Here is a 23,762-nt window from a genome sequence, read left to right on the forward strand (position 1 = left end):
TTAAACTACTGTTTTTTTTAAGAGTCTTTTAGTACGTTTTTTGTATTTTTACAACACTTGAAATTTATACCAATGGAGTTTAAAAATATTGAATCTAATCCTATACTGGATCGTTTACCTAAGCATTTAAGACAGTTTATAAAACCTCAAAATTATGAGGATTATACTGCTATTGATCAAGCTGTTTGGCGTTATGCAATGCGTAAAAATGTGGATTATTTAAGCCAAGTGGCACATAGTACGTATATGGATGGTTTACAGCAAACTGGTATAAATGTAGATGCGATACCAAATATGTATGGTATGAACCGTATTTTAAAAGCTATTGGTTGGGCTGCTGTTGCTGTGGATGGTTTTATACCTCCAAATGCATTCATGGAATTTCAGGCTTATAATGTGTTGGTTATTGCTAGTGATATTAGACAATTAGAACATATTGAGTACACTCCTGCTCCTGATATTATACATGAAGGTGCTGGCCACGCACCAATTATTGCTAATCCTGAGTATGCTGAATATTTAAGACGTTTTGGTGAGATTGGTTGTAAGGCAATTAGTAGTGCTAAAGATTATGAATTATATGAGGCTGTACGACATTTATCTATTATAAAAGAAGCCCCAAACACACCTCAAGATGCTATTGATTTAGCAGAAAAAAAGGTGGAAGATTTGCAAAACAACATGGGCGAACCTAGTGAAATGGCTTTGATAAGAAATTTACATTGGTGGACGGTTGAGTATGGACTGATTGGTACAGTTGAAAATCCTAAAATTTATGGTGCTGGTTTGCTATCTTCTATTGGTGAAAGCGCTTGGTGCATGACTGATAAAGTTAAAAAATTGCCTTATACTATAGCTTCTACTTTTCAGAATTTTGACATTACAAAACCACAACCTCAACTTTATGTCACTCCTGATTTTGCGCACCTTAGTTTAGTGTTAGAGTCATTTGCTAACACTATGGCTTTACGTACTGGTGGACCTAGTGCTATTAATAAATTGATACAAAGTCAGGCTTTAGGAACCATTGAGCTGAGTACAGGCTTACAAATATCTGGTGTGTTTACTAATATGATTGAGCATAACGGAAAGGTTAGCTACATACAAACTACAGGACAAACTGCATTGGCTAACAGAGATAAAGAATTGGTAGGACACAGTGTTTTAGAGCATGCTGATGGTTTTGGTTCGCCTGTTGGAAAACTTAAAGGTATTAATCTTGCTATTGAAGACATGTCGCCTAGAGATTTACGCGCTTATGATATTTATGAAGGTGAAACGGTTACTTTAGAGTTTGAAGGTGATATTATTGTTACTGGAGACATTATAACTGGTACACGAAACCTACAGGGTAAAATTATATTAATAAGTTTTAAAAACTGTACTGTAACACATAAAGACACTGTATTATTTGAACCTTCTTGGGGACAATATGATATGGCTGTTGGTAAAGAGGTTATTTCTGGTTACTCTGGACCTGCAGATCTACATAGTTTTGATTTAATTACACATAAAATTAGTAGTACAACAATACAAGAAGAAAAGTCTCCTGAAAAATTAGAGCTTATTGAATTATACAAACAAGTACGTGAATATCGTGAAGGGACTAACCAAACAGTGTCTAGAACTAAAGTTTTAGAACAGTTAGTAAATCGTTTTCCTATGGATTGGTTATTACCTGTTGAGCTGTTTGAACTTGCTAAAAAAGGGAATGAAAACGAATTATGTGATAGTATTTTAGCTCACCTTGAAACCATCAAACAAAACCGTCCAGAAGTTGGACATTTAATTGATGATGGTATTAAAATTGCTAGTCAGGAAATAGCTGTTTAGTTAACTATAACTATCCAGCTTTTGCTTTGTAAAATTACTTAGCACTAATGTTCCGCTAATCTGAGCACGCTCTATAAGTAACGTATCCCAATGATTGGTATCTTGCCAAAGCACTTTTTTAAGTTCTAAAAGTGCTTCTGGATTATATGAGGCTAGTGTTAATGCCAATTCTTGTACTGCTATATCCAAAGCATCTACAGTTTCAAAAACATCAGCATACAGTCCTTTTGCTTTTGCATAATTTGCATCATAAAACGCTTCTGCATTAATGGTCATTTCTGCAAAAGCGGTTTGACCAATTTTTCGGCTTACAGCAGGCTCAATAACAAATGGCCCAATACCAATACTTATTTCTGATAATTTTATTGCAGCATATTTAGTTGCTAAACAATAATCTGTAGCACTTGCTAAGCCTACTCCGCCTCCAACAGCTTTACCTTGCACACGTCCAATAATTAACTTTGGGCAATTACGCATTGCGTTAATAACATTAGCAAAACCTGAGAAAAAAAGTTTACCATCCTCAAGAGTATCAATAGCAACTAACTCGGTAAAACTTGCTCCTGCACAAAACGTACGCTCTCCTGCACTTTTTAAAACAATAACTTTAATGTCATTATTTTGACCAGCATTGATGATAGTTTGTTCCAATTGTTTTAAAATTGGACTTGGCATGGCATTATGCTCTGGTGTGAAAAAAGTGATGTAACCAATATTATTTTCAATGGTTTGCTTAACGTATGCTTGAGACATTTACTGCTTATTTTAAGTTGAAGTTAAACAAATTTAAGGATTTTTAAGTTTCAAATTAGTAGCTTTGTAATAAACAATTTTACTATGGGAATTTTTAGTTTTCTTTTTGGAAATAAAGCCAATAAAATCAAAGACTTTACTGATCGTGATGCCATTATTTTAGATGTACGCTCAAAAGCAGAATATGATTCTGGTGCCATACCAGGATCAAAACACATACCTTTACAACAAGTTCAAGCAAAGATTAATCAAATTAAAGCTTGGAAAAAACCTGTAATTACTTGTTGCGCTAGCGGAATGCGATCTGGTAGTGCTGCTTCTATTTTACGTAGTAATGGTATAGAAGTAACTAATGGTGGTGGATGGCAAAGTTTGTATAAAAAGCTATAGTTTAAAACGCTCTAACTTATCTTGTGTATCTATAGTACTGTCATTATACTGTAATGTCCAACCCAAACTATTGGTTAAAATATAAAATTTAGACAACTCACTGATTAACCTGTTTTTGGCATTTAAACGTAAGTTTGAAGCTTCAATTTTTTTTCTAATTCTAATAGTCACTGTTTCTTTTATCTTATTGTAATCGTCTTGATTAAAAGCATTAAGATAACCACTTTCTACATCATAATATTCCAAATCAGGATAGATCTTTAATTCTTCCTGAGGGATTTTTACAATCTTTAAAACTTTATTAATACTATCTATTTGGTATTCAATTTTACTTAAATCATAACTTACAGTAACTTCTGCATTTACAATTACTAAAGCTTGCTTATCTGAAGTCAAGTTTGCAAATAATGCTTTTGAACTTTTATAACTATAAGCATCACTAAAATAGCCTTCTGTAACAACTAGTTTACCAACGTTATTTATTTGTTTTTCAATTAATGCAGAGTGCTCTCTAATAACTGTTTTGTCTGCACTACCTTCTGTACATTTTTTTAAAATGAAAGACACCACAAATGCAATGACGATTCCTATAATAATTTTTCGCATGATATAAATGTACTATTAGATTACTAATTTATCTAATAAAGTGAAGTTAAAATACAATTAAGAAAAAAACACCAAGAAGTAACTACAAGAGCAGTTAAATAGTTGGTGTTAATTTGAATATATTGATTAATAGCATGACCAAATTAGTAATAATATAATATTAACACCTTTTTTTTCGATAAAACGAATATTAATTAGCTGTAAATTAAAATAACCTACCGTCACCAACAAACATAACTATCTGATATCTAAAATTTTATAAAAGGAAATTGTTTTTGCAATTGCTCTTGTTTAGCAACTAGCTGCTCTAAAAACTTGATATGCGCTTCAGACGAAGCATTAAATGGCTTGTGTTGTAATCCTTTTTGAATAAGCGCTACAGTTTGCATTGTTTTTTCAGTAGTATCATCAAACCACACCTCTTTAAAACTATCCCAAATATATTGTACTGCTTTATTACTTGGATGTATCATATCGTCATTATAAAAACGATAATCACGTAACTGATCCATCATGATTTCATAAGACGGAAAGTAATGTGATTGATTATCTAACACCTGATGGATTGCTGTAATTAAATGGGATTTACTTTGTGTGTTTTCAACAAAACCATCTTTAATATGTCTTACTGGTGAGACGGTAAAAATAAAATTAACATTGGGATTTACTTGCTTAACTTGACTTATAATAGATTGTAAAGCATGGACTATATCCTGAACACTTAATATATGTTTTTTAAATTGCTGTTGCGGAATTTTATGACAATTTGCAACCACTTTATTAGTTTCTAAATATTTATAAACCCATGCAGTACCTAAAGTTATAATAACATGTGAACTTTGTTTTAAATAGTGTCCTGTTTTTTGTGATGCTGCATTAAGCTGATGTAATATTAAACTTTTGGTAGACTGACTTAACTTGGAGTGTGCATCAAAACTATGAAACTGCTCATTGTTTAAAAACACGTCTTCATCTGTATACTTTTTACCTTGTAAAGCTTTAGTTACAAGGTTATGAATAGCTACAGGATGAAATAAAATACCAAAAGGATTGACATAATTTTGAAACTTGTAATACTCAAATTTATCACCAATATTTTCAGCAAAACAAGACCCTAAAAGAAACACCTTTGTGTTGTAACTTATTAGGTTCTTGTCTTGTTTTTTTAGTGGTATTTTGGTGTGTAGATTCATAACCAAATCTAATATATGCTTTAATTAGGTTAAGCAATATACCCTTTAGCTGCTTCTAAAGCATCTTTGATTCCTGCTGGATTCTTTCCTCCTGCTGTTGCAAAAAATGGTTGTCCACCTCCTCCTCCTTGGATGTGTTTGCCTAATTCCCTAACAATTGTTCCTGCATTTAAATCTTTTGTTTCAACTAGACTTTTAGACACATAACATGACAGTATGGCTTTACCGTTATTTTCTGCTCCAAATAATAAAAATAAATTATCAAACTGACTACCTAGTTCAAAACATAAATCTTTTATACCAGACGCATCAAGATCTAATTTTTTAGCTAAAAAATTAACTCCGTTAATTTCAGTAATCTCATTTTTAAGCTCTCCTTTTATATTCTTTGCTTTCTCTTTTAACAATTGTTCTATTTGCTTTTTAAGACTAGAATTTTCATCTTGAAGATTTTGCAATGCCTTAATAGGCTCTTTTGCATTATTAAGCAAGTCTTTCATTTCAAAAAACGCTCTGTTGTTTTCATGATAATAAGACTTAACAGCATCATTAGTAATTGCTTCTATACGACGTATACCTGAAGCAACAGCACCTTCTGATACTATTTTAAAATGCCAAATTTCGGCTGTATTTTTAACATGCGTACCACCACATAATTCTATTGACTGACCAAATCGTACTGTACGTACTGCATCTCCATATTTTTCTCCAAATAAAGCCATAGCACCTTCTGCTACTGCTTTTTCCATTGGTACATTACGTCCTTCTTGCAATGGTAATTTACTTTCGATACGTGCATTAACAAAGTTTTCTACATCACGTAACTCATCTACAGTTAGTTTAGAGAAATGAGAAAAATCAAAACGTAAATACTTTGAGTGCACTGCACTACCTTTTTGCTCTACATGATCACCTAAAACCTCTCTTAATGCTTGGTGTAATAAGTGAGTTGCTGTGTGATTACACTCTGTTCTGTAACGTTGTTTTTCATCTACTTTAGCCTCAAAGGTTTGATTAACATCACTTGGAAGCTCTTTGGTTAAATGTATTATTACGTTATTTTCTTTTTTAGTATCTACAATGTATGACACGTCACCATTACTAGATTGTATGTATCCTTTATCACCAACTTGACCTCCTCCTTCAGCATAAAAAGGTGTTAAATTAAATACCAATTGGTACATTGTCCCTTCCTTTTTAGAAACAACTTTACGGTATTTTGTAATCTTAACTTTAGCATCTAGCTGATCATAGCCTATGAATTCTTGTTCTTCATCTTCGATTAAAATAGTCCAGTCATCAGATTTTAATTCTGAGGCTTCACGACCACGACCTTGCTGTTCTTTTAAACGCTTATTAAATTCTCCCTTATTATAAGAAAATCCTTTTTCTCGTAAAATTAGATCTGTTAAATCTTCAGGAAAACCATAGGTATCCTTAAGTTCAAACACCTTTGATCCTGAAACTTGCTTATCTGTAGCATTGTCCACAATACGATCCAATATAGCTAAACCTTGATCTAGGGTACGTAAAAAAGAGGCTTCTTCTTCTTTAATTACGTTTTCTATTAATTGTTTTTGAGCTTTTAATTCGGGAAAAGCCTGACCCATTTTTTCAGTCAAGACATTTACCAATCTGTAAATAAAAGGTTCTTTTTTATCTAAAAAGGTAAACCCATAACGTACTGCACGTCGTAAAATTCTTCTAATAACATATCCAGCTCCAGTATTACTTGGCAATTGTCCATCTGCAATCGAGAAAGCTACAGCACGAACATGATCCGAAATAACACGTATAGCAACATCTGCTTTTTCGTTTTTACCATAATCTTTACCAGTAATGGCTTCAATTTCTCTAATTATAGGCGTAAAAACATCTGTATCGTAATTAGACTGTACGTTTTGTAATACCATACATAAACGCTCAAACCCCATTCCTGTGTCAATGTGTTTGTTTGGTAGCCCTTCTAAAGTTCCGTTTGCTTTACGGTTGTATTGCATGAAAACTAAATTCCATATTTCAACCACTTGAGGATGATCTTCGTTTATTAAAGTTTTACCATCTACTTTAGCTTTTTCTTCAGCAGATCTAATATCAACATGTATTTCACTACAAGGTCCACATGGTCCTTGCTCACCCATTTCCCAAAAGTTATCTTTTTTGTTTCCTTTTAAAATACGGTCTTCGCTAATATATTGTTTCCAAATATCATAAGCTTCAGTATCCATATCAAGATTATCTGCATCTTCACTACCTTCAAAAACAGTAACATATAAAATATCTTTATCTATTTTATAAACTTCGGTTAACAACTCCCAAGCCCAAGCAATTGCTTCTTTTTTAAAATAATCACCAAAAGACCAGTTTCCTAACATTTCAAATAAAGTATGGTGATAAGTATCATAACCAACCTCTTCTAAATCGTTATGTTTACCAGAAACACGTAAACATTTTTGACTATCTGTTAGTCTATTATTTTTTGGTTGTGCATTACCTAAAAAATATTCTTTAAAAGGTGCCATACCAGAATTAACAAACATTAATGTTGGGTCATCCTTTAACACCATTGGTGCAGATGGTACAATACTGTGTTTTTTATCTTCAAAAAACTTTAAAAATGTGGTACGTATGTCTTGAGAATTCATAGGACTATGTTGATAATCTTGTTTACCTAAGCCTACCGCTTATTAAAACAATTTATATATTTGTTATTCGTTAACTATTTTAATGCGCTGAAAATTCAGCTTTAACAATTGCAAAAATAGTATAAAGTTAGATAATGAGTAAGGTAAAATATTATTATGATTCTGAAACGCTCTCTTATAAAAAAATTGAGCGCAAAAAAAGACGCACATTTAAGTACATAACGCTGTTACTAATTGCTGCATCTTTATTTGCTTTTTTGTTTGTTTTTATAGGTGGACAATACTTTGAATCTCCGAAAGAAAAAGCTTTGAAGCGCGAATTAACTAACCTAGAGTTACAGTTTGATTTATTAAACAAAAAAATGGCTGAAGCCGAAACAGTGTTAGCAAACATTGAAGATCGCGATAATGCTATTTACCGTTTATATTTTGAAGCTAATCCAATTCCGGAAGAACAACGAAAAGCAGGTTTTGGAGGTGTTAATAGATATAAAAAACTGGATGGTTATGATAATTCTGAACTAATTATTAGTAGCAACAAGCGTATTGACAACCTTTTGAAACGTATTGTAGTACAATCTAAATCTTTAGATGAAATTGCAATTTTAGCCGAAGAAAAAGAAAAACTCTTAAGAGCAATACCTGCTATACAACCAGTAAGCAACGAAGATTTAACACGTATGGCTTCTGGATACGGAATGCGATCTGACCCTTTCACCAAATTAAGAAAAATGCATTGGGGAATGGATTTTACTGCACCAAGAGGTACACCAATTTACGCCTCAGGTGATGGTATAGTAGAGCGTGCTGACAGCAACTCGGCTGGTTATGGTAATCATATTAGAATAAATCATGGTTATGGCTATATTTCATTATACGCTCATATGTACAAATATAATGTGCAAAAAAACCAAAAAGTAAAACGTGGAGATTTAATAGGTTTTGTAGGAAGCACAGGGCGTTCTGAAGCACCACACTTACATTACGAAATTTTTAAAGATGGACAACGTATTAATCCTATTAATTTTTACTACGGAAGTTTAACTCCTGAAGAGTTTAATAAATTATTAGAACGAGCTTCTTTAGAAAACCAATCTTTAGATTAATGATAATTGATCTACCTGAAAAAAGATATTATACCATTGGTGAAGTTGCAAAAGCTTTTGATGTTAATACGTCTTTAATTAGATTTTGGGAAAAAGAGTTTGATGTTTTAAAACCAAAAAAAACAGCAAAAGGTAACCGAAAATTTACACCAGACGATATTAAGAACCTGCAGTTAATTTATCATTTAGTAAAAGAAAGAGGCTTTACTTTAGAAGGCGCCAAAATTCATTTAAAAGAAGAAAAGAAAAAAACACTTGATAATTTTGAAATTATAGCTAAATTGGAAAGTGTTAAAGCACAGCTAATAAAATTAAAAAATGAACTATAAACAATTACCAGAAAACACAAATAAAAAATCATCTACCATGAAAAAGTTACTTATACCAATTATTATTATAGCAATTATAGCCTTTAGTTTATACAAATGGGCTGTTGGTATAAATAACACTGCTGTAACACTAGAAGCTAATGCAAAAACGTCTTGGTCTAATGTAGAGAGCACTTACCAAAGACGTAATGATTTATATAATACTGTTATAAAAACGGTACAAGGATCTGCAGATTTTGAAAGAAAAACGTTAAAAGAAGTTATTGAAGCTAGATCTAAAGCAACCTCTGTAAATGTAAATGTTGACGATTTAACACCTGAAAACTTAGAAAAATTTCAGAAAGCACAATCTCAACTTAGTGGATCTTTTAGTCGCTTAATTGCTAGTTTTGAGCGTTACCCAGAATTAAAAACGACGAATCAGTTTAGAGATTTTATAAAACAACAAGAAGGTACAGAAAACCGTATTAATGTTGCCAGAGATAGATATAATCAAGATGTAAATCAATACGATATTTATACGTCTAAATTTCCAAATAGTGTCTTAACAGGATGGTTTGGTTTTGAAGAAATGGCTAGATACAAAGCAGATCCAGGATCAGAAAATGCACCTGAGGTAGAATTTAATTTTGACTAAAAAAAAATGGCATCAGACAACGTAGAATCTTTTTTATCGACTATTGAAGAACAAGAAATTGTAGCTGCAATACGCACTGCTGAAGACACAACGTCTGGCGAAATACGTGTACATATAGAAAACACTTGTAATGACATGTTAGAACAACGTGCATTAGAAGTGTTTTCTGTTTTAAAAATGGATAACACAGTAGACCGTAATGGTGTATTAATATATGTAGCTGTAAACGATCATAAATTTAGTATTTATGGAGATCAAGGCATTAACAAATTGGTTCCTGATCATTTTTGGGATGATACTAAAACAGTTATCCAAAACCATTTTAAAAATGGACAATTTAAACAAGGTTTAGTAGATGGCATTTTACATGCTGGAGAACAGTTAAAAACGCACTTTCCTATTAAAGCCAATGATATTAATGAGTTACCAAATACGATATCTAAAGGATGATTATAAATTTTTATCAATCCTCATTTCATAATAAAACAAAAAAAACAGCATGTAAAAAACATACTTTTTTAATGCTAATTGGATTGTTATTTTTAGGGACTCAGTTATCTTTTGCACAATATAAAATACCTGACAAACCAACTAAAGCAAATCCAGATGCTGTTTATGACTACGTAGGACTATTAACACAAGGTCAAAAGCAGACGTTAGAAAAAAAACTAATAAAATACTCTGACACAACATCAACACAAATTGTTGTTGCAATTATACCATCTACTCAAGGTGAGTATATTAATTATCTAGCCACACAATGGGCTCAAAAATGGGGAATTGGTCAAGCTAAAGAAGATAATGGTGTTTTTATACTATTAGCTAGAGACGATCGAAAAATAATGATTACTACTGGTTATGGTGTTGAGCATTTATTAACCGATGTTATCTCTTCTAGAATTATTGAATATGATATTATACCATACTTTAAACGTAACGATTATTATGGTGGCTTAAATAATGGTGTTGACGCCATTTTTGACACCTTAAAAGGCGAATATCAAGGCACAAGACAAGGTCAAAAGAAAAGTACTCCAGTTGGCTTTATATTTATTTTAATACTAATATTTATTATCATTCTAATATCCATATCCAAAAAACGTGGTGATGGTAATGGAACCGATAATTTTGGTGGAGGAAGCAATACAACTAGAGATATTTTAGAAGCCTTAATTTTAAGCAATTCTGGTCGTGGAAGCTACAGACGTCATTCTGGAGGTTTTGGAGGCGGATTTGGAGGATCCTCAGGAGGCGGAAGCTTTGGAGGTGGTTTTGGAGGAGGCTTTGGAGGTGGAGGCTTTGGAGGTGGAGGAGCTTCTGGAGGCTGGTAACTATAATTAAAACTTATTTTTAAAAGTGAAACAATTTACTCTACTTCTATTTTTTTTAGCACTTTTATCATGTAAGTCACAAACCCAAAATTCTAGTCAACAACATGCTTTAGTCGTTATTGATGAGGCTAATTTTTTTACTCAATCACAAACTGACTCGATTTCAAAAATTATTTTAGACTTTGAAAAACAAACTACCAATCAAATTTGTGTTTATATAAAGGACTCTATCCCAAACCAAGAAAACACACTAACTTATGCTACTAAATTAGCTAATAATTTAGGTGTCGGTCAAGCCGAAAAAAACAACGGTCTGCTTTTACTAATATCCAAACACGATCGTCAAATAGCGATAGCAACAGGTACTGAAACTGAAAAAGTCATAACAGATATTATCTGCTATGACTTGATTGAAAATATTCTTGTGCCTTCTTTTAAAGAAGAACGTTATTTTGAAGGTGTATTACAAGTTTTAGATTCGGTTAAAGTTAAATGGGTTAATCCGTAAAATACATTCCGTTTCCTCTAGTTTCACCTTTAGGACCTAAACTATTAAACTTCCAACTAAAGTTAAGCATAAAGTATTGACGCAATACTGTACTTTGTGTATCTTGAATATAATCTTGCGTAGCAGTACGCCTAGCATTGGTATTTTGATCTAGTAAATCATAGACCTTTAATGTCAATAAACCTTTATCTTTTAAAACAGAATACGCGACACTTGCATTCCAAAACCATGCATCTTTTTGAAAACCATCTGCGATATTTGGATTGTAATTATAGGTGATATCATTACGCCATTCCAATCCTTTTGTTAAGAAAAAAGCAGTGTTTAAATCCAAGTTGTGAGATGTAAAATTAATATCTTCAAACGCATCAATATCATAAGTATTATTAGTAATTGTTAATCGGTAACGTGGTTTAAACTCAAACACATCGTTATAAATATAGTCAATACCAACATTAGGATTGTAAGCAAAAACATTACTAGCATATTGCACATTATTATTATAATTAATGTTTTTTGAGAAATTTGACCAGTTACCTATTTTAAATCTCACAGATTGTACAGAGTCTATTTTAAACTTCTTACTGTAATCAATTCCAAAATAACCATTGTGGTTACCATTAACATTGTCATAAGTAGTTGTGCGTTTTAAAGTTTCAGAATCTATTGTTGTTCTAGACACTACAGCATTTTGATTTTTTGACACATTTGCATAAATATAAAAACCTGTACGCTCTTTCCAATTATAAGCATTGAAACCCATATATAATCTATGCTCATTTGTTGGTTCTAAATTTGGATTACCAACAACTGTATTTAAAGGGTTTGACACATCCTCAAAAGCTTGTAATTGTCTTAAAGCTGGTGGTCTGTTTGACAACCTATAACTTGCATAAATTGATGCTTTTTTACTAAATCTATAATTAAAATTAGAGTTCAATTCGATTGCATTAAAGTCTCTTTCAACATTAAACTGCGGTCTTAAACCGTCTTCATTTTTAAGTGTACGTAACACATAGTCTGCACCAACTCTAGCAGACCATTTTTCTTTTCGGTAACTTAAACTAACTCCAGGCACACTTTTAGTATCTGTATATTCAAAATCAGTACTTAAAGCTTCATTAAACACGTCATATTGATTTGATGTATTATTATAATCAAAGGTACTTTGCTTGTTTTGGTCATTATTACGTTGGTATTCGTATTCAAAATTTACAAAAAACTCTTTTTCTTTAATTGGTAATCTGTAGGTAACATTACTTCTTAAATTGTCACTGTTATTATCGCCATCTGTAAATTGATTACGATTAATAGTTTCGGCTGAGTCACCAAAAACTTCAGTATTAGAATTAATAAAGTCATCACTTTCTGAAGCATTAAAACTATTATTAATTCCAAATCTTATAAAAGCACCTTTAGACCCAAACTTTTTAGTTGCACTAATTTGATTAGAAAAATTATTGCTTTTATTTTCTACAAACGAATTTAAAGTAGATTGATTGGTTAATGTTAGATCTTCATTTAAGGTTTCGTCATTACTATTATAAGTTGTTGTACTTGTAGAACTTGAAAAAGATGGTTTTATATTAATAAAAAATGTCGAATCTATCTTAATTTCAAAATCTGAATTAATGGAGTGACTTTGTGTATCACTATCTGATTCAGAATTTGAATTGGAAAAATATCTTGAATCTGATAAAATAGTTTCACGTTGTGAAGCGGTTTCGTTTTCAGAATTACTATTAGAATAAAAATAATCTGCTGAAACCTCTGTTTTTTCGCCAAAAGTATCAGCATAATTAGCACCTGCTAAATTAGACGTTGTAATCCCTTGACCTCCTCCAAATTGTCGTCCATTAATACTAAATGAGCCATTACTATTAAACCAAGTACTTCCGCCATTACCAAACATTTTTTCGATTTCTCCGAAGCTAAATCCAGGAGAGTTTATATTATTTCCTCCAACCAAAACACTAATACGTTGGTCGTTATCAAACCTATTAAACATACCTGCAAATTCATACCTGTCATCAGTACCAACTCCTCCTGCAACACGACCAAAAACCCCTTTGTTGTTTTCTTCTTTAATAGTCAGGTTTATAGTTTTGTTTTCTGTATCACCTTCTTCACCTGTAAAAGCTTCACTTTTAGTCTTAGTATCTACAACTTGAATTTTTTCTATAATTTCTTTAGTAAGATTTTTAATTGTTATTGAAGGATCATTACCAAAAAAGGGTTTACCATTTACTAATATTTTATTGACCTCTTTACCATTAACTTTAATTTTGCCTTCTTCGTCAATTTCTACTCCTGGTAATTGCTTAAGTAAATCTTCAACAGTCGCATCTTTTTTTGTTTTAAAAGAATTGACATTAAACTCTAAAGTATCTTTTTTGATAGTAACAGGAGCTGATGATTGTATTAAAACTTCATCTAACGAATTACTAATTTGTAGTTTAATAGCTCCTAAATCTATAACCGATTTATTGATTGTTACTTTTTGTTTGTAAGATTGATATCCAACATAAGACACTAATAAATTTAGGTTTTCTAGACTGGTTTGGTCCTCTAGCTCAAAGCTTCCATCTTTATTAGTTATAGTATAAGTTACCAGGCTGCTATCCTTAGCTCTTTCTAGATAAACTGTAGCAGCTTCTAGAGGTGATTGGTCTAAACCGTCTAAAACTTGACCTTTAATACTAAATTCTTTGGATTGACTAAATGAAAATACTGCACATAATAGTGTACAAACAATAATTAAGTTACGCATTGTTTTTGGTTGATGTTACAGCTTGATTAATAGCTATTTATTTTCAACGAAAATAACTTTGTAATCCAATTATCTATCTTAAAAAAAAGCTAAAAGTAATTTAGAATGATTATTTTTTACGCATGTAAACGCTAATAGGCACACCTTTAAAGTCATAAATTTCACGTAATTTATTCTCTAAATAACGCTTATAACCTTCACGAACATATTGAGGTAAATTACAGAAAAAAGCAAACTGAGGCTGTGGTGTAGGCAGTTGCATAATATACTTAATCTTAACAAACTTACCTTTGTAAGCTGGTGGTGGATAGTTATCTATAATAGGCAACAACGTCTCATTTAACTCACTAGTTTTAATACGTTTTGTACGGTTATTATAAACCTCAACAGCAGTTTCAATAGCTTTGTAAATACGTTGTTTTGTTAAAGCAGAAATAAATACAATTGGCACGTCTGTAAAAGGCTCTAATTGTTTTTTGATATACTTTTCAAACTCCGTAGTAGATTTATGATCCTTTTCTACTAAATCCCATTTGTTAATTAACACCACAATACCTTTACGGTTACGTTGCGCTAACCAAAATATATTTTGAATTTGACCATCAAAACCTCTTGTTGCATCAACGACTAATAAACAAACATCTGCATGCTCTATTGCACGTACGCTTCGCATTACAGAGTAAAACTCTAAATCTTCTTTAACTTTAGATTTTTTACGGATACCAGCAGTATCCACTAAGTTAAACTCAAATCCAAAACGGTTATATTTAGTATCAATTGCATCTCTAGTTGTTCCTGCAATATCTGTAACTATATATCTATCTTCACCAATAAGAGCATTAATAAATGACGATTTTCCTGCATTTGGACGTCCAACTACAGCAAATCTTGGTAAAATATCTTCTATTTGTTCTTCTTCATTTTCTGGTAAAGCTTTTACTAAAGCATCTAGTAAATCTCCAGTACCACTTCCATTTATACTTGCAACACTAAAATAATCACCAAGTCCAAGGTTGTAAAACTCTACAGCATCCTCTTCACGTTTACCGTTATCTACTTTGTTTACAACTAAAAATACTGGTTTTGTTACTTTACGTAGTAATTTGGCAACATCTTCATCCATTCCTGTAACACCATCTTCTACACTTACCATAAATATTATGGCATCCGCTTCATCAATAGCCAATTCTACTTGCTTATCAATTTCAGCTTCAAAAATATCATCACTACCTTTAACGTATCCTCCTGTATCAATTAAAGAAAATTCTCTTCCGTTCCAATCACTTTTTCCGTAATGTCTATCTCTAGTCACACCACTAACTGCGTCGACAATTGCCTCACGACGTTGTATTAAACGATTAAAAAAGGTAGATTTACCAACATTTGGTCTTCCGACGATAGCTACTATACTGCTCATAATTTTAAGTTTTTATGCATTACATATCCTGTAAGCGAGTGCAAAGGTAGTGTTTAGTTTGAGAAAAAATAGTATTTTACTTTCATTATGAGATATTTATGAACGAAAACTTAAACCAAGTCGTGCTACGACCACGATTTAAAATAGAAATAAATAAAAAACACAGCACTGTTTTAGAGGCTTTTGAAGCTAAAAAGCATAACCAAAGCCAATTTATTGTCTCAAGAATAGATGATCATGTTTTTATTAAACTACCAAAAGCACAACAGCATTTTTGGTCACCACAATTACATTTAGAAATAAATGAAGTAAATAATAATACAAGTCAGTTGTATGGATTATTTGGACCTAACCCTACCGTTTGGACTTTATTTATGTTTTTACATTTTGTTATTGCTGGTTTATTTATTGCCTTTTGCGTTTGGGCATATTCTAATTATGCGCTTAAAGTAGATTACCATTTACAACTTTGGGGAATAATATTAATGGTTATTTTATGGTTTGCGTTATACTTTTCAGGTCGAATTAGTAAAACCTCCAACCAATCTGAAATGACTAATTTATATACATTTATGAGCCTTGTTTTAGACGAATAAAAAAAGCTTCAGATTAAACTGAAGCTTTTTTACATGAGTTAAAATGTATTACTACTGCTGATTCTCGTAGAAACTAACTGTCCCACTATCCTCATTAGATACAATTAATAAATCTTTTCCGGTTGGACTATCTGCTGCTGGTACAACTAATAAACCTTCTGGAGCATAATCTCCATCATGAGATAAAATAGATAAAAAAGTAGGAGCTGCTGGATTTGTTATGTCATAAACCATGACTTGACAATTTCTTTCTAAACCAACAAATAAAATATAACGTTGGTCTGCGATATTTAAAACAGTAACACTTTCTGGTTCTGCACCTTTATCATCGCTACGTTTATCGTTTTCGTTATCTTCCCAATCCCAATTAAAACGACTTGGAGTATTAGCTAAAATTTGAGTCGCAATATCATTACCACTATCATACACTTGAGATCCATTTGCATTCCATATTGAAAAAGAACGAGCTCCATAACTATATATCTCGTCTATATCTCCATCATTATCAATATCTCCTAACGTTGTCGTTGTTTTTAAGCGTCCAAGATTCTCGTCTGCTAAATAATCTAATGTTGCAGGAAATACTGTTGGGTCTAAAGTTAAATCTTTTAAACGCTCTTCTTCACTAAAACCATCGTAGTCTCTAGAATCGCCTTCGTTAGCAGAAATCACATAATCTGTTCCGTTAATATTTACAGACACGATAGCGTCTGGCATATAAATACCTTTTACAGGCCAATTTTTAAGTTCTGTCACTTCATCTTTATCACTAGCATCAATTGAGTTTTGAGCTAAATTATAGTCTTTATAACCTAAAGGATAAATAGCTTCAATCACTTTAGTGATTAAATTAATTTTAGCAATACCATTATTTTCTTGTAAAGAGACCCAAGCAGTTTGAGAGTCGTCAGAAATAGCTATATATTCTGGCTCTACATCTTCTACTAAAGTTGCATTTGGACCAAAAATTCTAAAGCCTTGAGACGTTAAATTAGCTTCTTGGGACGTAAAGGTTGAAAAATCTAATGTGGTAACCGTATCGTCGTTTAAATCTATGATACTAACTGTTCCCATTGGATCTATTGTATAATCATCGTTAGGCTCACCTTCATTAGCAGATAAAATATAATTACCATTTTTTGAAAACGTAACCATATCTGGTAAAGCACCAACAGTATATTGATTATCTAAAGATAAATCTGAAGTATTATATACATGTATTTGTCCAGGGTTTTGTTTTGTTGAAGCTTCAACTGCTACTGCTAATTTTCCGTTAAGAACAGCAACACTATTAGGTGCACCAAAAGCATTTAAACTTATTGAAGACTCTTGAACTGGCACGTCTAAATCTGAAATATTATAAACTGAAATTTCGTTTAATTCTGCATTAGTTACAAATAACTTGTTTGTAGAAGCGTCAAATGCTGAAATCTCTGCAGAAGCTTCTCCTCCAACATTAATAGTAGTTTTGTATTGAAAATTAACTTCAGTATTAACTGGATCAATAATGATATCTACATTACCATCGTCATCATCAGAACAATGTAATAATAGTAAAGACGAAAATAATAGTAATGTGTGTTTTAAATGTTTCATTTTTAGTTGGTTTTTATGTAAACCATAAAGATGAAACTATAGCTTTAACCAAAAGTTAAGCCTAAATGACGATAACATTAAAATTGCTTACTGATTGTAACCAAAACGTTTTAACTGACGTTGATTGCTTCTCCAGTTTTTGTTAACTTTCACATACAATTCTAAGTGAATTTGCTTACCAAAAAACTTTTCTAAATCTTTTCTAGCCTCGACACCTACACGTTTTAAAGCAGATCCTTTATGACCAATTATGATTCCTTTTTGAGTTTCACGCTCTACCATAATTACAGATCTTACACGTATAATTTGTTCTTCTTCAAAAAACTCTTCAGTATCAATCTCTACTGCATAAGGGATTTCCTTTTTGTAATGCATTAAGATTTTTTCACGAATCGTTTCGTTTATAAAAAAGCGTTCTGGCTTATCTGTTAATTGGTCTTTTGGATAAAATGCAGGCGACTCTGGTAACAGCTCGATAATACGATCAAAAACTTCTTTAACATTAAAGCCTTCTAAAGCAGATATTGCAATAATTTCAGCATTTGGTACTTTTGCCGACCAAGATTGTACTTGCTCTTCTAACTGCTCTTGATTAGATTTATCTATTTTGTTTAAAAGTAATAAAACAGGGATTTTAGCATTGGTGATTTTATTAAAAAAAGCATCATCTTTTAATTCTTTTTCACCAATTTCTACCATGTAAATTAAAACATCAGCATCATCAAAAGCAGATTTTACAAAATCCATCATTGAGGCTTGCAGCTCATAAGCTGGTTTTATAATACCTGGTGTATCACTTAATACCACCTGAAAATCCTCACCATTTACAATCCCTAAAATACGATGTCTAGTTGTTTGAGCTTTAGAGGTGATTATGGATAACTTTTCACCAACAAACGCATTCATTAATGTAGATTTACCCACATTTGGATTTCCGATTATGTTTACAAAACCTGCTTTATGTTTCATTTTACTTTAATTTAATAGAACGCAAAGTTACGACCTTGGTTTGTTTATTCCTCTATCATACATCACAATACTTCCCGCAACAGCTACATTTAAACTTAATTCTGACTTAAATTTAACTAAAAAATGGCTTTTTTCAATAGCTTCCTTAGATAATCCATGGTCTTCTGCTCCTAATAAATAGACACAACGTCTGGGATGATGGAAGGTTTCTAGGTCTACAGCTGTGTCATCCAACTCAACACCTACTAACCTTGCTCCTTTGGGTATGTTATTATAAAAATCTTCAAAAGTTTTATAATGAAAATATGGCATTGCCTTTACTGCATTATGCGTATCACAAGCTTGTTTAGCATATCTGTTTCCGATAGTAAAAATATAACTAGCACCTAAATTTTGTGCTGTACGCCAAAGGACGCCTAAGTTTTCGGGTGTTTTTCCGTTTTGAATACCTATTCCGAAATATTCATTTTCAAAATTATCTACCATTTTACAAAAGTAAAATATTTTGAGTTTAGAATTAATTCTTCTTTTTTCAAATTTATAAGTCCAAGTAATGTCTTAAAGTTTTATTAATTAACTGAAAGGTCTGTGTTTTAAAACGACAAATCCATTAGTTTTATATAAAAATATCCCAATGTCAACCTTAAAATCCGTAATAATCACATTTGTAATACTTTTATTTTGTGCTTGCAATAATAAGACTACAAAAAAAGAGACCTTAACAGAAAAAGCCCCAATTACAACGTCTAAAGAGGTTGGTTTAAGTCCTTCGGAAACCATTTTAAAAGCTACAATAGCTGCACATGGTGGTCCATTGTTTGATTCTGCTAACTATGCCTTTAGTTTTAGAGGTGTAAACTACCAATTTAAAAATAACGGTTTAGACTTTAAGTACACTAAAAGCTACCAAAAAGAAGGTAAACAAATTACAGATGTCTTAAAAAACGGAACGTTTTTTAGAACCATAAATGATAGTGCTGTAACATTAAGTAAAAAGGATATTAATAGCGCAACAGGAGCTATTAATTCGGTGATATATTTTGCGACTTTACCTTACAAATTAAATGACAAAGCGGTTAACACCAAGTTTATTGAAACCACGACTATAAAAAACAAATCTTATGATGTCATTGAAGTGACATTTGACGAAGCTGGTGGTGGAGAAGATCATGATGATGTCTTTAATTATTGGATTAATAAAAACACTAAAAAAATAGACTATTTAGCTTACAGCTATAAAGTAAACAAAGGTGGTGTAAGATTTAGAAGTGCTTTTAACACAAGAATTATTGATGGCATTACGTTTCAAGATTATGTTAATTACGAAGCTAAAGTTGGAACACCTTTAAAGGATTTACCTAAGTTATATGAAGCTGGTGAGCTTAAAGAACTTTCAACAATAAAAACAGAAAATATAATTAATCTAAATAACAACTAAAATGAAAAAATTATTATTTATTATCGCAATTATTGTAACAGCATCTACTGTTAATGCACAAGAGTTTAAGAAAATGGATAAAAGCCCAATGGATCGTGCATACTATCCTGATGGAGCACCACACAGAGCTTTTAAGAAAACAGAGGCTGAAAAAACTGCTTTAGAACCACAAATACGTGTAACTTATTCTAGACCTGCAAAAAAAGACAGAGTCGTTTTTGGAGAGTTACTTAAATTTGGTGAAGCTTGGAGAGTTGGTGCTAACGAGTCTACTGAAATTTTATTTAATAATGATGTGACTTTTGGAGGTAAAAACATCAAAGCTGGACGTTACACTATTATAGTAATACCTACTGCTACAGAGTGGACTTTAAAATTAAACACTGTTTTAGATGGTTGGGGAAATTATGGTTATGATGCTAGCAAGGATGTTGCTAGTGTGACTGTACCTGTTACTAAAAGTGATAAAGTTATTGAAAACTTATCTATTGCTTTATATGAAGCTTCAAAAAACACAGTACATTTAAAAATTGGATGGGATACTACAATTGCAGAGTTTCCTATTACAACAAAATAATTTTTAGATAATATTAATAAAAAAGCCTGACTATCAAGTCAGGCTTTTTTTATGCTTTTAAATTAAAGTTAAACTTAAGTTTAGATGATAAACATTAGATTTCTATTTATAAAAATTATTGTAATTTGTTGTAAGTTTAGACACCATAAGTCTATTCAATTTATAAAATATGCGCACCTTAATACTTATAATTACTAGTGTTTTTTTATTCGGTTTTACCGTATTTACTACACCTAAAAAAAACACCATAAATTTTAATGTTGTAAGAAACAATAAAATTATTGGCAATCTTAAAGCCACCAAAACGACAACAAATAATAGTATTAACTATCAAAGCGCAACTACAATTGAAGCTAAAATTATTAAAAATATTATTGTTAAATATAATTATGATGTTACGTTTAAATCCAATAATCTTGAAACTGCAGATGTAAAAATTATAGTTAATAATAATCCGCATACTAGTACAAAAACAAAAAAAACAGATGGCAACTATAAAGTATTAATAGATGGTAAAAATGAAGAAACTATTGATGCTGTAATTAATTTTTCTACTATTCAGTTATATTTTAACGAACCCATAAACATCAGTAAATGCTATTCTGAACAAACAGGACAGTTTAATAGTATTATTGCTATGGGAAATCATGTTTACAAAAAAATAAACGAAAAAGGTAAAGCTGGAATTTTTCATTACACAGATGGTCTTTTAACTAAAGCATCAATTGATGGTGGATTAATTAAATTTGATTTAATAAAACAATAGATTTAAATAACAACTATTAAGTTAGCAAAAAAATGAATATAGGCTTAGTATTATCAGGTGGTGGAGTAAGAGGTGCCGCACACATTGGCGTGATTAAAGCATTAGAAGAACACAACATTAAACCAACCCATATTTCTGGTACAAGTGCAGGTGCTATTGTTGGCGCATTGTATGCTGCAGGTGTACATTGGTCAGACATTCTGACTTTTTTTAAAAGTGTTTCAATTTTTAAAACCACACGATATGCTAGAAACAAACCAGGTTTTATAAATTCTGATAAATTTTATGAAGACCTAGAAGCCTTCTTTCCTATTGACGAATTTAATGCTTTACAGAAACCCTTATACATTACTGCAGCAAATGTTATTGATGGTACCCTAAAAATTTTTAAAAAAGGACAATTAATTAAACCTATAATAGCATCTGCATCATTTCCTGGTGTATTTACACCCATAGAAATTAATGGTAAATTTTATATTGATGGAGGTACATTAAACAACTTTCCTGTTGAGCCTTTACAACAAGAATGTGATAAAATTATTGGTGTATATGTAAATCCCTAAAAAAAATAAGCATAAAAGATTTAAGACACTCCTACTCTGTTGTAGATAGAGCGTACAAAATTAAAGTAGCTTCAGAGTCTATGGTAAAATTTAAATATTGTGATCTAATTATTTATCCAGAAGAACTTATTAATTATAGCACATTTGAAATGAATAAAATTGAGGCTATTTTTAATCATGGTTACCAATACACTATTGAAGCTTTAAAAGAAAACCCAAGTTTATTTAGCTAAATAATGAATGTTTGAATAATAGTATTCAAATTTAAAAATATTACACTAGCTAAATACAATATTATAATCTAAAAGAAATAAAATAAAAAAAGCTTCACATTTCTGTGAAGCTTTACTTAGTAGCGGGAACTGGACTCGAACCAGTGACCTTCGGGTTATGAGCCCGACGAGCTACCTACTGCTCTATCCCGCGATTTAATATTCGTAACAATTAATTTAGCTTTTAACTATCGGTTCATAATGTCGACCTAATTGTTTCGGACTGCAAATATACAACCCTTTTTAGATATAACAAGCAAAAAATGTATTTTTTTTATTGCTCAATATTAATCGCTTCAAAACCAACTAATTCTGATTCTAAAAATTGTGGCGTTAGCTGTATTGGATTACAACAAACCTCACAATCTTCTATATAAGTTTGTTTTGAGACGCTAGAATCAAGTAACATTGAGATAGTTTCCCAACAATAAGGACATTGAAAATAATGTTCAAACATAGGTTTACTTTTTACCAAAAATAAAAATAGCCAACCAAAGGTTGACTATTTTAAACATATATTTAACTAAAAGTTACTCTTTATTTGCTGCTAATGTTGTGTCTTCTAAGAATAATGTTACTTTATTTGGTGCATCATCAACAACAGTTACATAATCATTATTTAGTAGGTTATCACTAACCATTATCAATTTTAATTTAGATAATTGAGATAACTCAAATGGTAATCTTCCAGTAAGATTATTACTTGATAATACTAACTCTTCTAAATTAGTTAACTCTACTATTGTTTCTGGAATTTGACCTATTAACTGATTATCTAATAAACTTAATTTTTTAAGTTCTGTTAAATTATTTATTTCAAAAGGGATTTTACCTGTTAAAAAGTTACTTCCTAATTCTAACGATTTTAACTTTTTAAGCTGCGTAATAGATTGAGGAATAGTTCCTGAGAACTTGTTACTATATAAAGCTAAAGCTTCTAAGTTAGTCATGTTACCAATCCAACTTGGAATTTCTCCTTCAAATTGATTTAAAAATAATTGAAGAGAATATAGTTTTTGTAAGTTAGCAATTGACTCTGGTAAATCTCCTGTAAGCTTATTAAAACTAAGGTTTAAAACTTGTAAGTTACTTAATTGCCCAATCTCTGTAGGTATAGTACCTTGAAGATTATTAAAAGATAAGTTTAAACTTACAACCTTAGAATCTACTACAGTTACTCCATGCCAAGTATCTATTGACGTGTTTAAATCCCATGAATTGTTCCACTCTGCTCCATTTGTATTTTCATACAAAGCTATTAATGCTTCCTTTTCAGAATTTGATACTCCTGCAATAGTTAGGCAAGTAAAAAGAAGTGCTGCTAAAGTAAGTTTTATCGTTTTCATGTTGATGATTTAGGATTAACTGTATCAAATATACCTTTTGACAGGCTTAAAAACAAATAAAATCGACAAAAGACACCAATTAAGAAGAAAACGCTTTAAAAACGTGTGTTTAAAAGTGATT

At 31.3% G+C, this 23,762-nt stretch carries 25 protein-coding genes and 1 tRNA gene; 14 read left to right on the forward strand and 12 right to left on the reverse strand.

Annotation, left to right across the window (positions count from 1 at the left end; all coding sequences use genetic code 11):
• Positions 1-72: 72 nt before the first annotated feature.
• Positions 73-1,833 (forward strand): aromatic amino acid hydroxylase, encoded by a 1,761-nt coding sequence (locus ITB9_RS08295; RefSeq protein WP_054851862.1) that lies wholly within the window; start codon positions 73-75, stop codon positions 1,831-1,833.
• Here the strand turns inward: ITB9_RS08295 and ITB9_RS08300 are convergent, their stop codons facing one another.
• Positions 1,834-2,586: an enoyl-CoA hydratase/isomerase family protein gene (locus ITB9_RS08300; protein WP_054851863.1), complete on the reverse strand. Its 753-nt coding sequence runs from the start codon at positions 2,584-2,586 to the stop codon at positions 1,834-1,836. It lies immediately after the preceding gene.
• An 84-nt stretch (positions 2,587-2,670) separates the two neighbouring features.
• Here ITB9_RS08300 and ITB9_RS08305 point away from each other — a divergent pair, with 84 nt between their 5' ends.
• Positions 2,671-2,976: a rhodanese-like domain-containing protein gene (locus tag ITB9_RS08305; protein ID WP_028289601.1), complete on the forward strand. Its 306-nt coding sequence runs from the start codon at positions 2,671-2,673 to the stop codon at positions 2,974-2,976.
• Here ITB9_RS08305 and ITB9_RS08310 read toward each other — a convergent pair.
• The 3 genes from ITB9_RS08310 to alaS form a co-directional block, all read right to left on the reverse strand.
• A complete protein-coding gene (locus tag ITB9_RS08310; protein ID WP_028607360.1) occupies positions 2,971-3,582 on the reverse strand; it encodes a DUF4230 domain-containing protein in 612 nt (203 codons plus the stop codon). The genes ITB9_RS08305 and ITB9_RS08310 overlap by 6 nt on opposite strands.
• A gap of 248 nt (positions 3,583-3,830) precedes the next feature.
• Positions 3,831-4,775 carry a GSCFA domain-containing protein gene (locus ITB9_RS08315; RefSeq protein WP_054851864.1) on the reverse strand — a complete coding sequence of 315 codons (945 nt, stop codon included), beginning with the start codon at positions 4,773-4,775 and terminating at the stop codon, positions 3,831-3,833.
• A 29-nt stretch (positions 4,776-4,804) separates the two neighbouring features.
• Positions 4,805-7,420 (reverse strand): alanine--tRNA ligase, encoded by a 2,616-nt coding sequence (gene alaS / locus ITB9_RS08320; protein ID WP_054851865.1) that lies wholly within the window; start codon positions 7,418-7,420, stop codon positions 4,805-4,807.
• Between the two features lie 134 nt (positions 7,421-7,554).
• Between alaS and ITB9_RS08325 the strand changes: the two genes are divergently transcribed.
• From ITB9_RS08325 to ITB9_RS08350, 6 genes are read left to right on the forward strand one after another with little or no spacing between them, the layout of a single operon-like run.
• On the forward strand, positions 7,555-8,526 hold the full coding sequence (locus tag ITB9_RS08325) for a M23 family metallopeptidase (protein WP_028289597.1): 972 nt from the start codon (positions 7,555-7,557) through the stop codon (positions 8,524-8,526).
• Positions 8,526-8,855, forward strand: coding sequence for a MerR family transcriptional regulator (locus ITB9_RS08330; protein WP_028289596.1), 330 nt, complete (start codon positions 8,526-8,528; stop codon positions 8,853-8,855). Before ITB9_RS08325 ends, ITB9_RS08330 begins: the two co-directional genes overlap by 1 nt.
• Positions 8,856-8,892: 37 nt before the next feature.
• Positions 8,893-9,492: a LemA family protein gene (locus ITB9_RS08335; RefSeq protein WP_028289595.1), complete on the forward strand. Its 600-nt coding sequence runs from the start codon at positions 8,893-8,895 to the stop codon at positions 9,490-9,492.
• A 6-nt stretch (positions 9,493-9,498) separates the two neighbouring features.
• Positions 9,499-9,942, forward strand: coding sequence for a TPM domain-containing protein (locus ITB9_RS08340; protein WP_028289594.1), 444 nt, complete (start codon positions 9,499-9,501; stop codon positions 9,940-9,942).
• Entirely contained in the window at positions 9,939-10,823 is an 885-nt protein-coding gene (locus tag ITB9_RS08345) for a TPM domain-containing protein (protein ID WP_082396127.1), read from the forward strand. Before ITB9_RS08340 ends, ITB9_RS08345 begins: the two co-directional genes overlap by 4 nt.
• Positions 10,824-10,848: 25 nt before the next feature.
• Entirely contained in the window at positions 10,849-11,331 is a 483-nt protein-coding gene (locus ITB9_RS08350; protein ID WP_054851866.1) for a YgcG family protein, read from the forward strand.
• On the opposite strand, the gene ITB9_RS08355 is transcribed toward ITB9_RS08350, so the two are convergent.
• Together ITB9_RS08355 and der are read right to left on the reverse strand one after the other, a co-directional pair.
• On the reverse strand, positions 11,321-14,101 hold the full coding sequence (locus ITB9_RS08355) for an outer membrane beta-barrel protein (RefSeq protein ID WP_054851867.1): 2,781 nt from the start codon (positions 14,099-14,101) through the stop codon (positions 11,321-11,323). The two genes, ITB9_RS08350 and ITB9_RS08355, sit on opposite strands and share 11 nt — an antisense overlap.
• 109 nt (positions 14,102-14,210) lie before the next feature.
• Complete coding sequence (gene der / locus ITB9_RS08360) at positions 14,211-15,518, reverse strand: ribosome biogenesis GTPase Der (RefSeq protein ID WP_054851868.1); 1,308 nt, start codon at positions 15,516-15,518, stop codon at positions 14,211-14,213.
• A 98-nt stretch (positions 15,519-15,616) separates the two neighbouring features.
• Between der and ITB9_RS08365 the strand changes: the two genes are divergently transcribed.
• Positions 15,617-16,114 (forward strand): hypothetical protein, encoded by a 498-nt coding sequence (locus tag ITB9_RS08365; protein ID WP_054851869.1) that lies wholly within the window; start codon positions 15,617-15,619, stop codon positions 16,112-16,114.
• Positions 16,115-16,165: 51 nt separating this feature from the next.
• Here ITB9_RS08365 and ITB9_RS08370 read toward each other — a convergent pair whose 3' ends face one another.
• The 3 genes from ITB9_RS08370 to ITB9_RS08380 form a co-directional block, all read right to left on the reverse strand.
• On the reverse strand, positions 16,166-17,710 hold the full coding sequence (locus tag ITB9_RS08370; RefSeq protein WP_054851870.1) for a choice-of-anchor I family protein: 1,545 nt from the start codon (positions 17,708-17,710) through the stop codon (positions 16,166-16,168).
• 87 nt (positions 17,711-17,797) lie between these two features.
• Positions 17,798-18,679: a GTPase Era gene (era, locus tag ITB9_RS08375; protein ID WP_028289588.1), complete on the reverse strand. Its 882-nt coding sequence runs from the start codon at positions 18,677-18,679 to the stop codon at positions 17,798-17,800.
• Positions 18,680-18,706: 27 nt separating this feature from the next.
• A complete protein-coding gene (locus tag ITB9_RS08380) occupies positions 18,707-19,165 on the reverse strand; it encodes an RNA methyltransferase (RefSeq protein WP_028289587.1) in 459 nt (152 codons plus the stop codon).
• 148 nt (positions 19,166-19,313) lie between these two features.
• Between ITB9_RS08380 and ITB9_RS08385 the strand changes: the two genes are divergently transcribed.
• The 5 genes from ITB9_RS08385 (at position 19,314) to ITB9_RS15715 (ending at position 22,256) form a co-directional block, all read left to right on the forward strand.
• On the forward strand, positions 19,314-20,117 hold the full coding sequence (locus ITB9_RS08385; RefSeq protein WP_054851871.1) for a DUF6503 family protein: 804 nt from the start codon (positions 19,314-19,316) through the stop codon (positions 20,115-20,117).
• A 1-nt stretch (position 20,118) separates the two neighbouring features.
• Positions 20,119-20,694: a DUF2911 domain-containing protein gene (locus tag ITB9_RS08390; RefSeq protein WP_028289585.1), complete on the forward strand. Its 576-nt coding sequence runs from the start codon at positions 20,119-20,121 to the stop codon at positions 20,692-20,694.
• A gap of 169 nt (positions 20,695-20,863) precedes the next feature.
• Positions 20,864-21,460 carry a DUF6134 family protein gene (locus ITB9_RS08395; protein ID WP_054851872.1) on the forward strand — a complete coding sequence of 199 codons (597 nt, stop codon included), beginning with the start codon at positions 20,864-20,866 and terminating at the stop codon, positions 21,458-21,460.
• A gap of 32 nt (positions 21,461-21,492) precedes the next feature.
• On the forward strand, positions 21,493-22,023 hold the full coding sequence (locus ITB9_RS08400; RefSeq protein WP_222829366.1) for a patatin-like phospholipase family protein: 531 nt from the start codon (positions 21,493-21,495) through the stop codon (positions 22,021-22,023).
• 80 nt (positions 22,024-22,103) lie between these two features.
• Positions 22,104-22,256: a hypothetical protein gene (locus ITB9_RS15715; protein WP_222829367.1), complete on the forward strand. Its 153-nt coding sequence runs from the start codon at positions 22,104-22,106 to the stop codon at positions 22,254-22,256.
• Positions 22,257-22,376: 120 nt separating this feature from the next.
• Here the strand turns inward: ITB9_RS15715 and ITB9_RS08405 are convergent.
• The 3 genes from ITB9_RS08405 to ITB9_RS08415 all read right to left on the reverse strand — a co-directional run bounded on the left by ITB9_RS08405 (position 22,377) and on the right by ITB9_RS08415 (position 23,641).
• Positions 22,377-22,449 (reverse strand) — tRNA-Met (locus tag ITB9_RS08405).
• 120 nt (positions 22,450-22,569) lie between these two features.
• Positions 22,570-22,752, reverse strand: coding sequence for a CPXCG motif-containing cysteine-rich protein (locus tag ITB9_RS08410; protein ID WP_054851873.1), 183 nt, complete (start codon positions 22,750-22,752; stop codon positions 22,570-22,572).
• Positions 22,753-22,825: 73 nt separating this feature from the next.
• Entirely contained in the window at positions 22,826-23,641 is an 816-nt protein-coding gene (locus tag ITB9_RS08415) for a Two component regulator three Y domain protein (protein WP_054851874.1), read from the reverse strand.
• Positions 23,642-23,762 lie beyond the last annotated feature (121 nt).

Origin of the sequence: Olleya sp. ITB9, assembly GCF_001315805.1 — a bacterium.
Taxonomy (GTDB): domain Bacteria; phylum Bacteroidota; class Bacteroidia; order Flavobacteriales; family Flavobacteriaceae; genus Olleya; species Olleya sediminilitoris.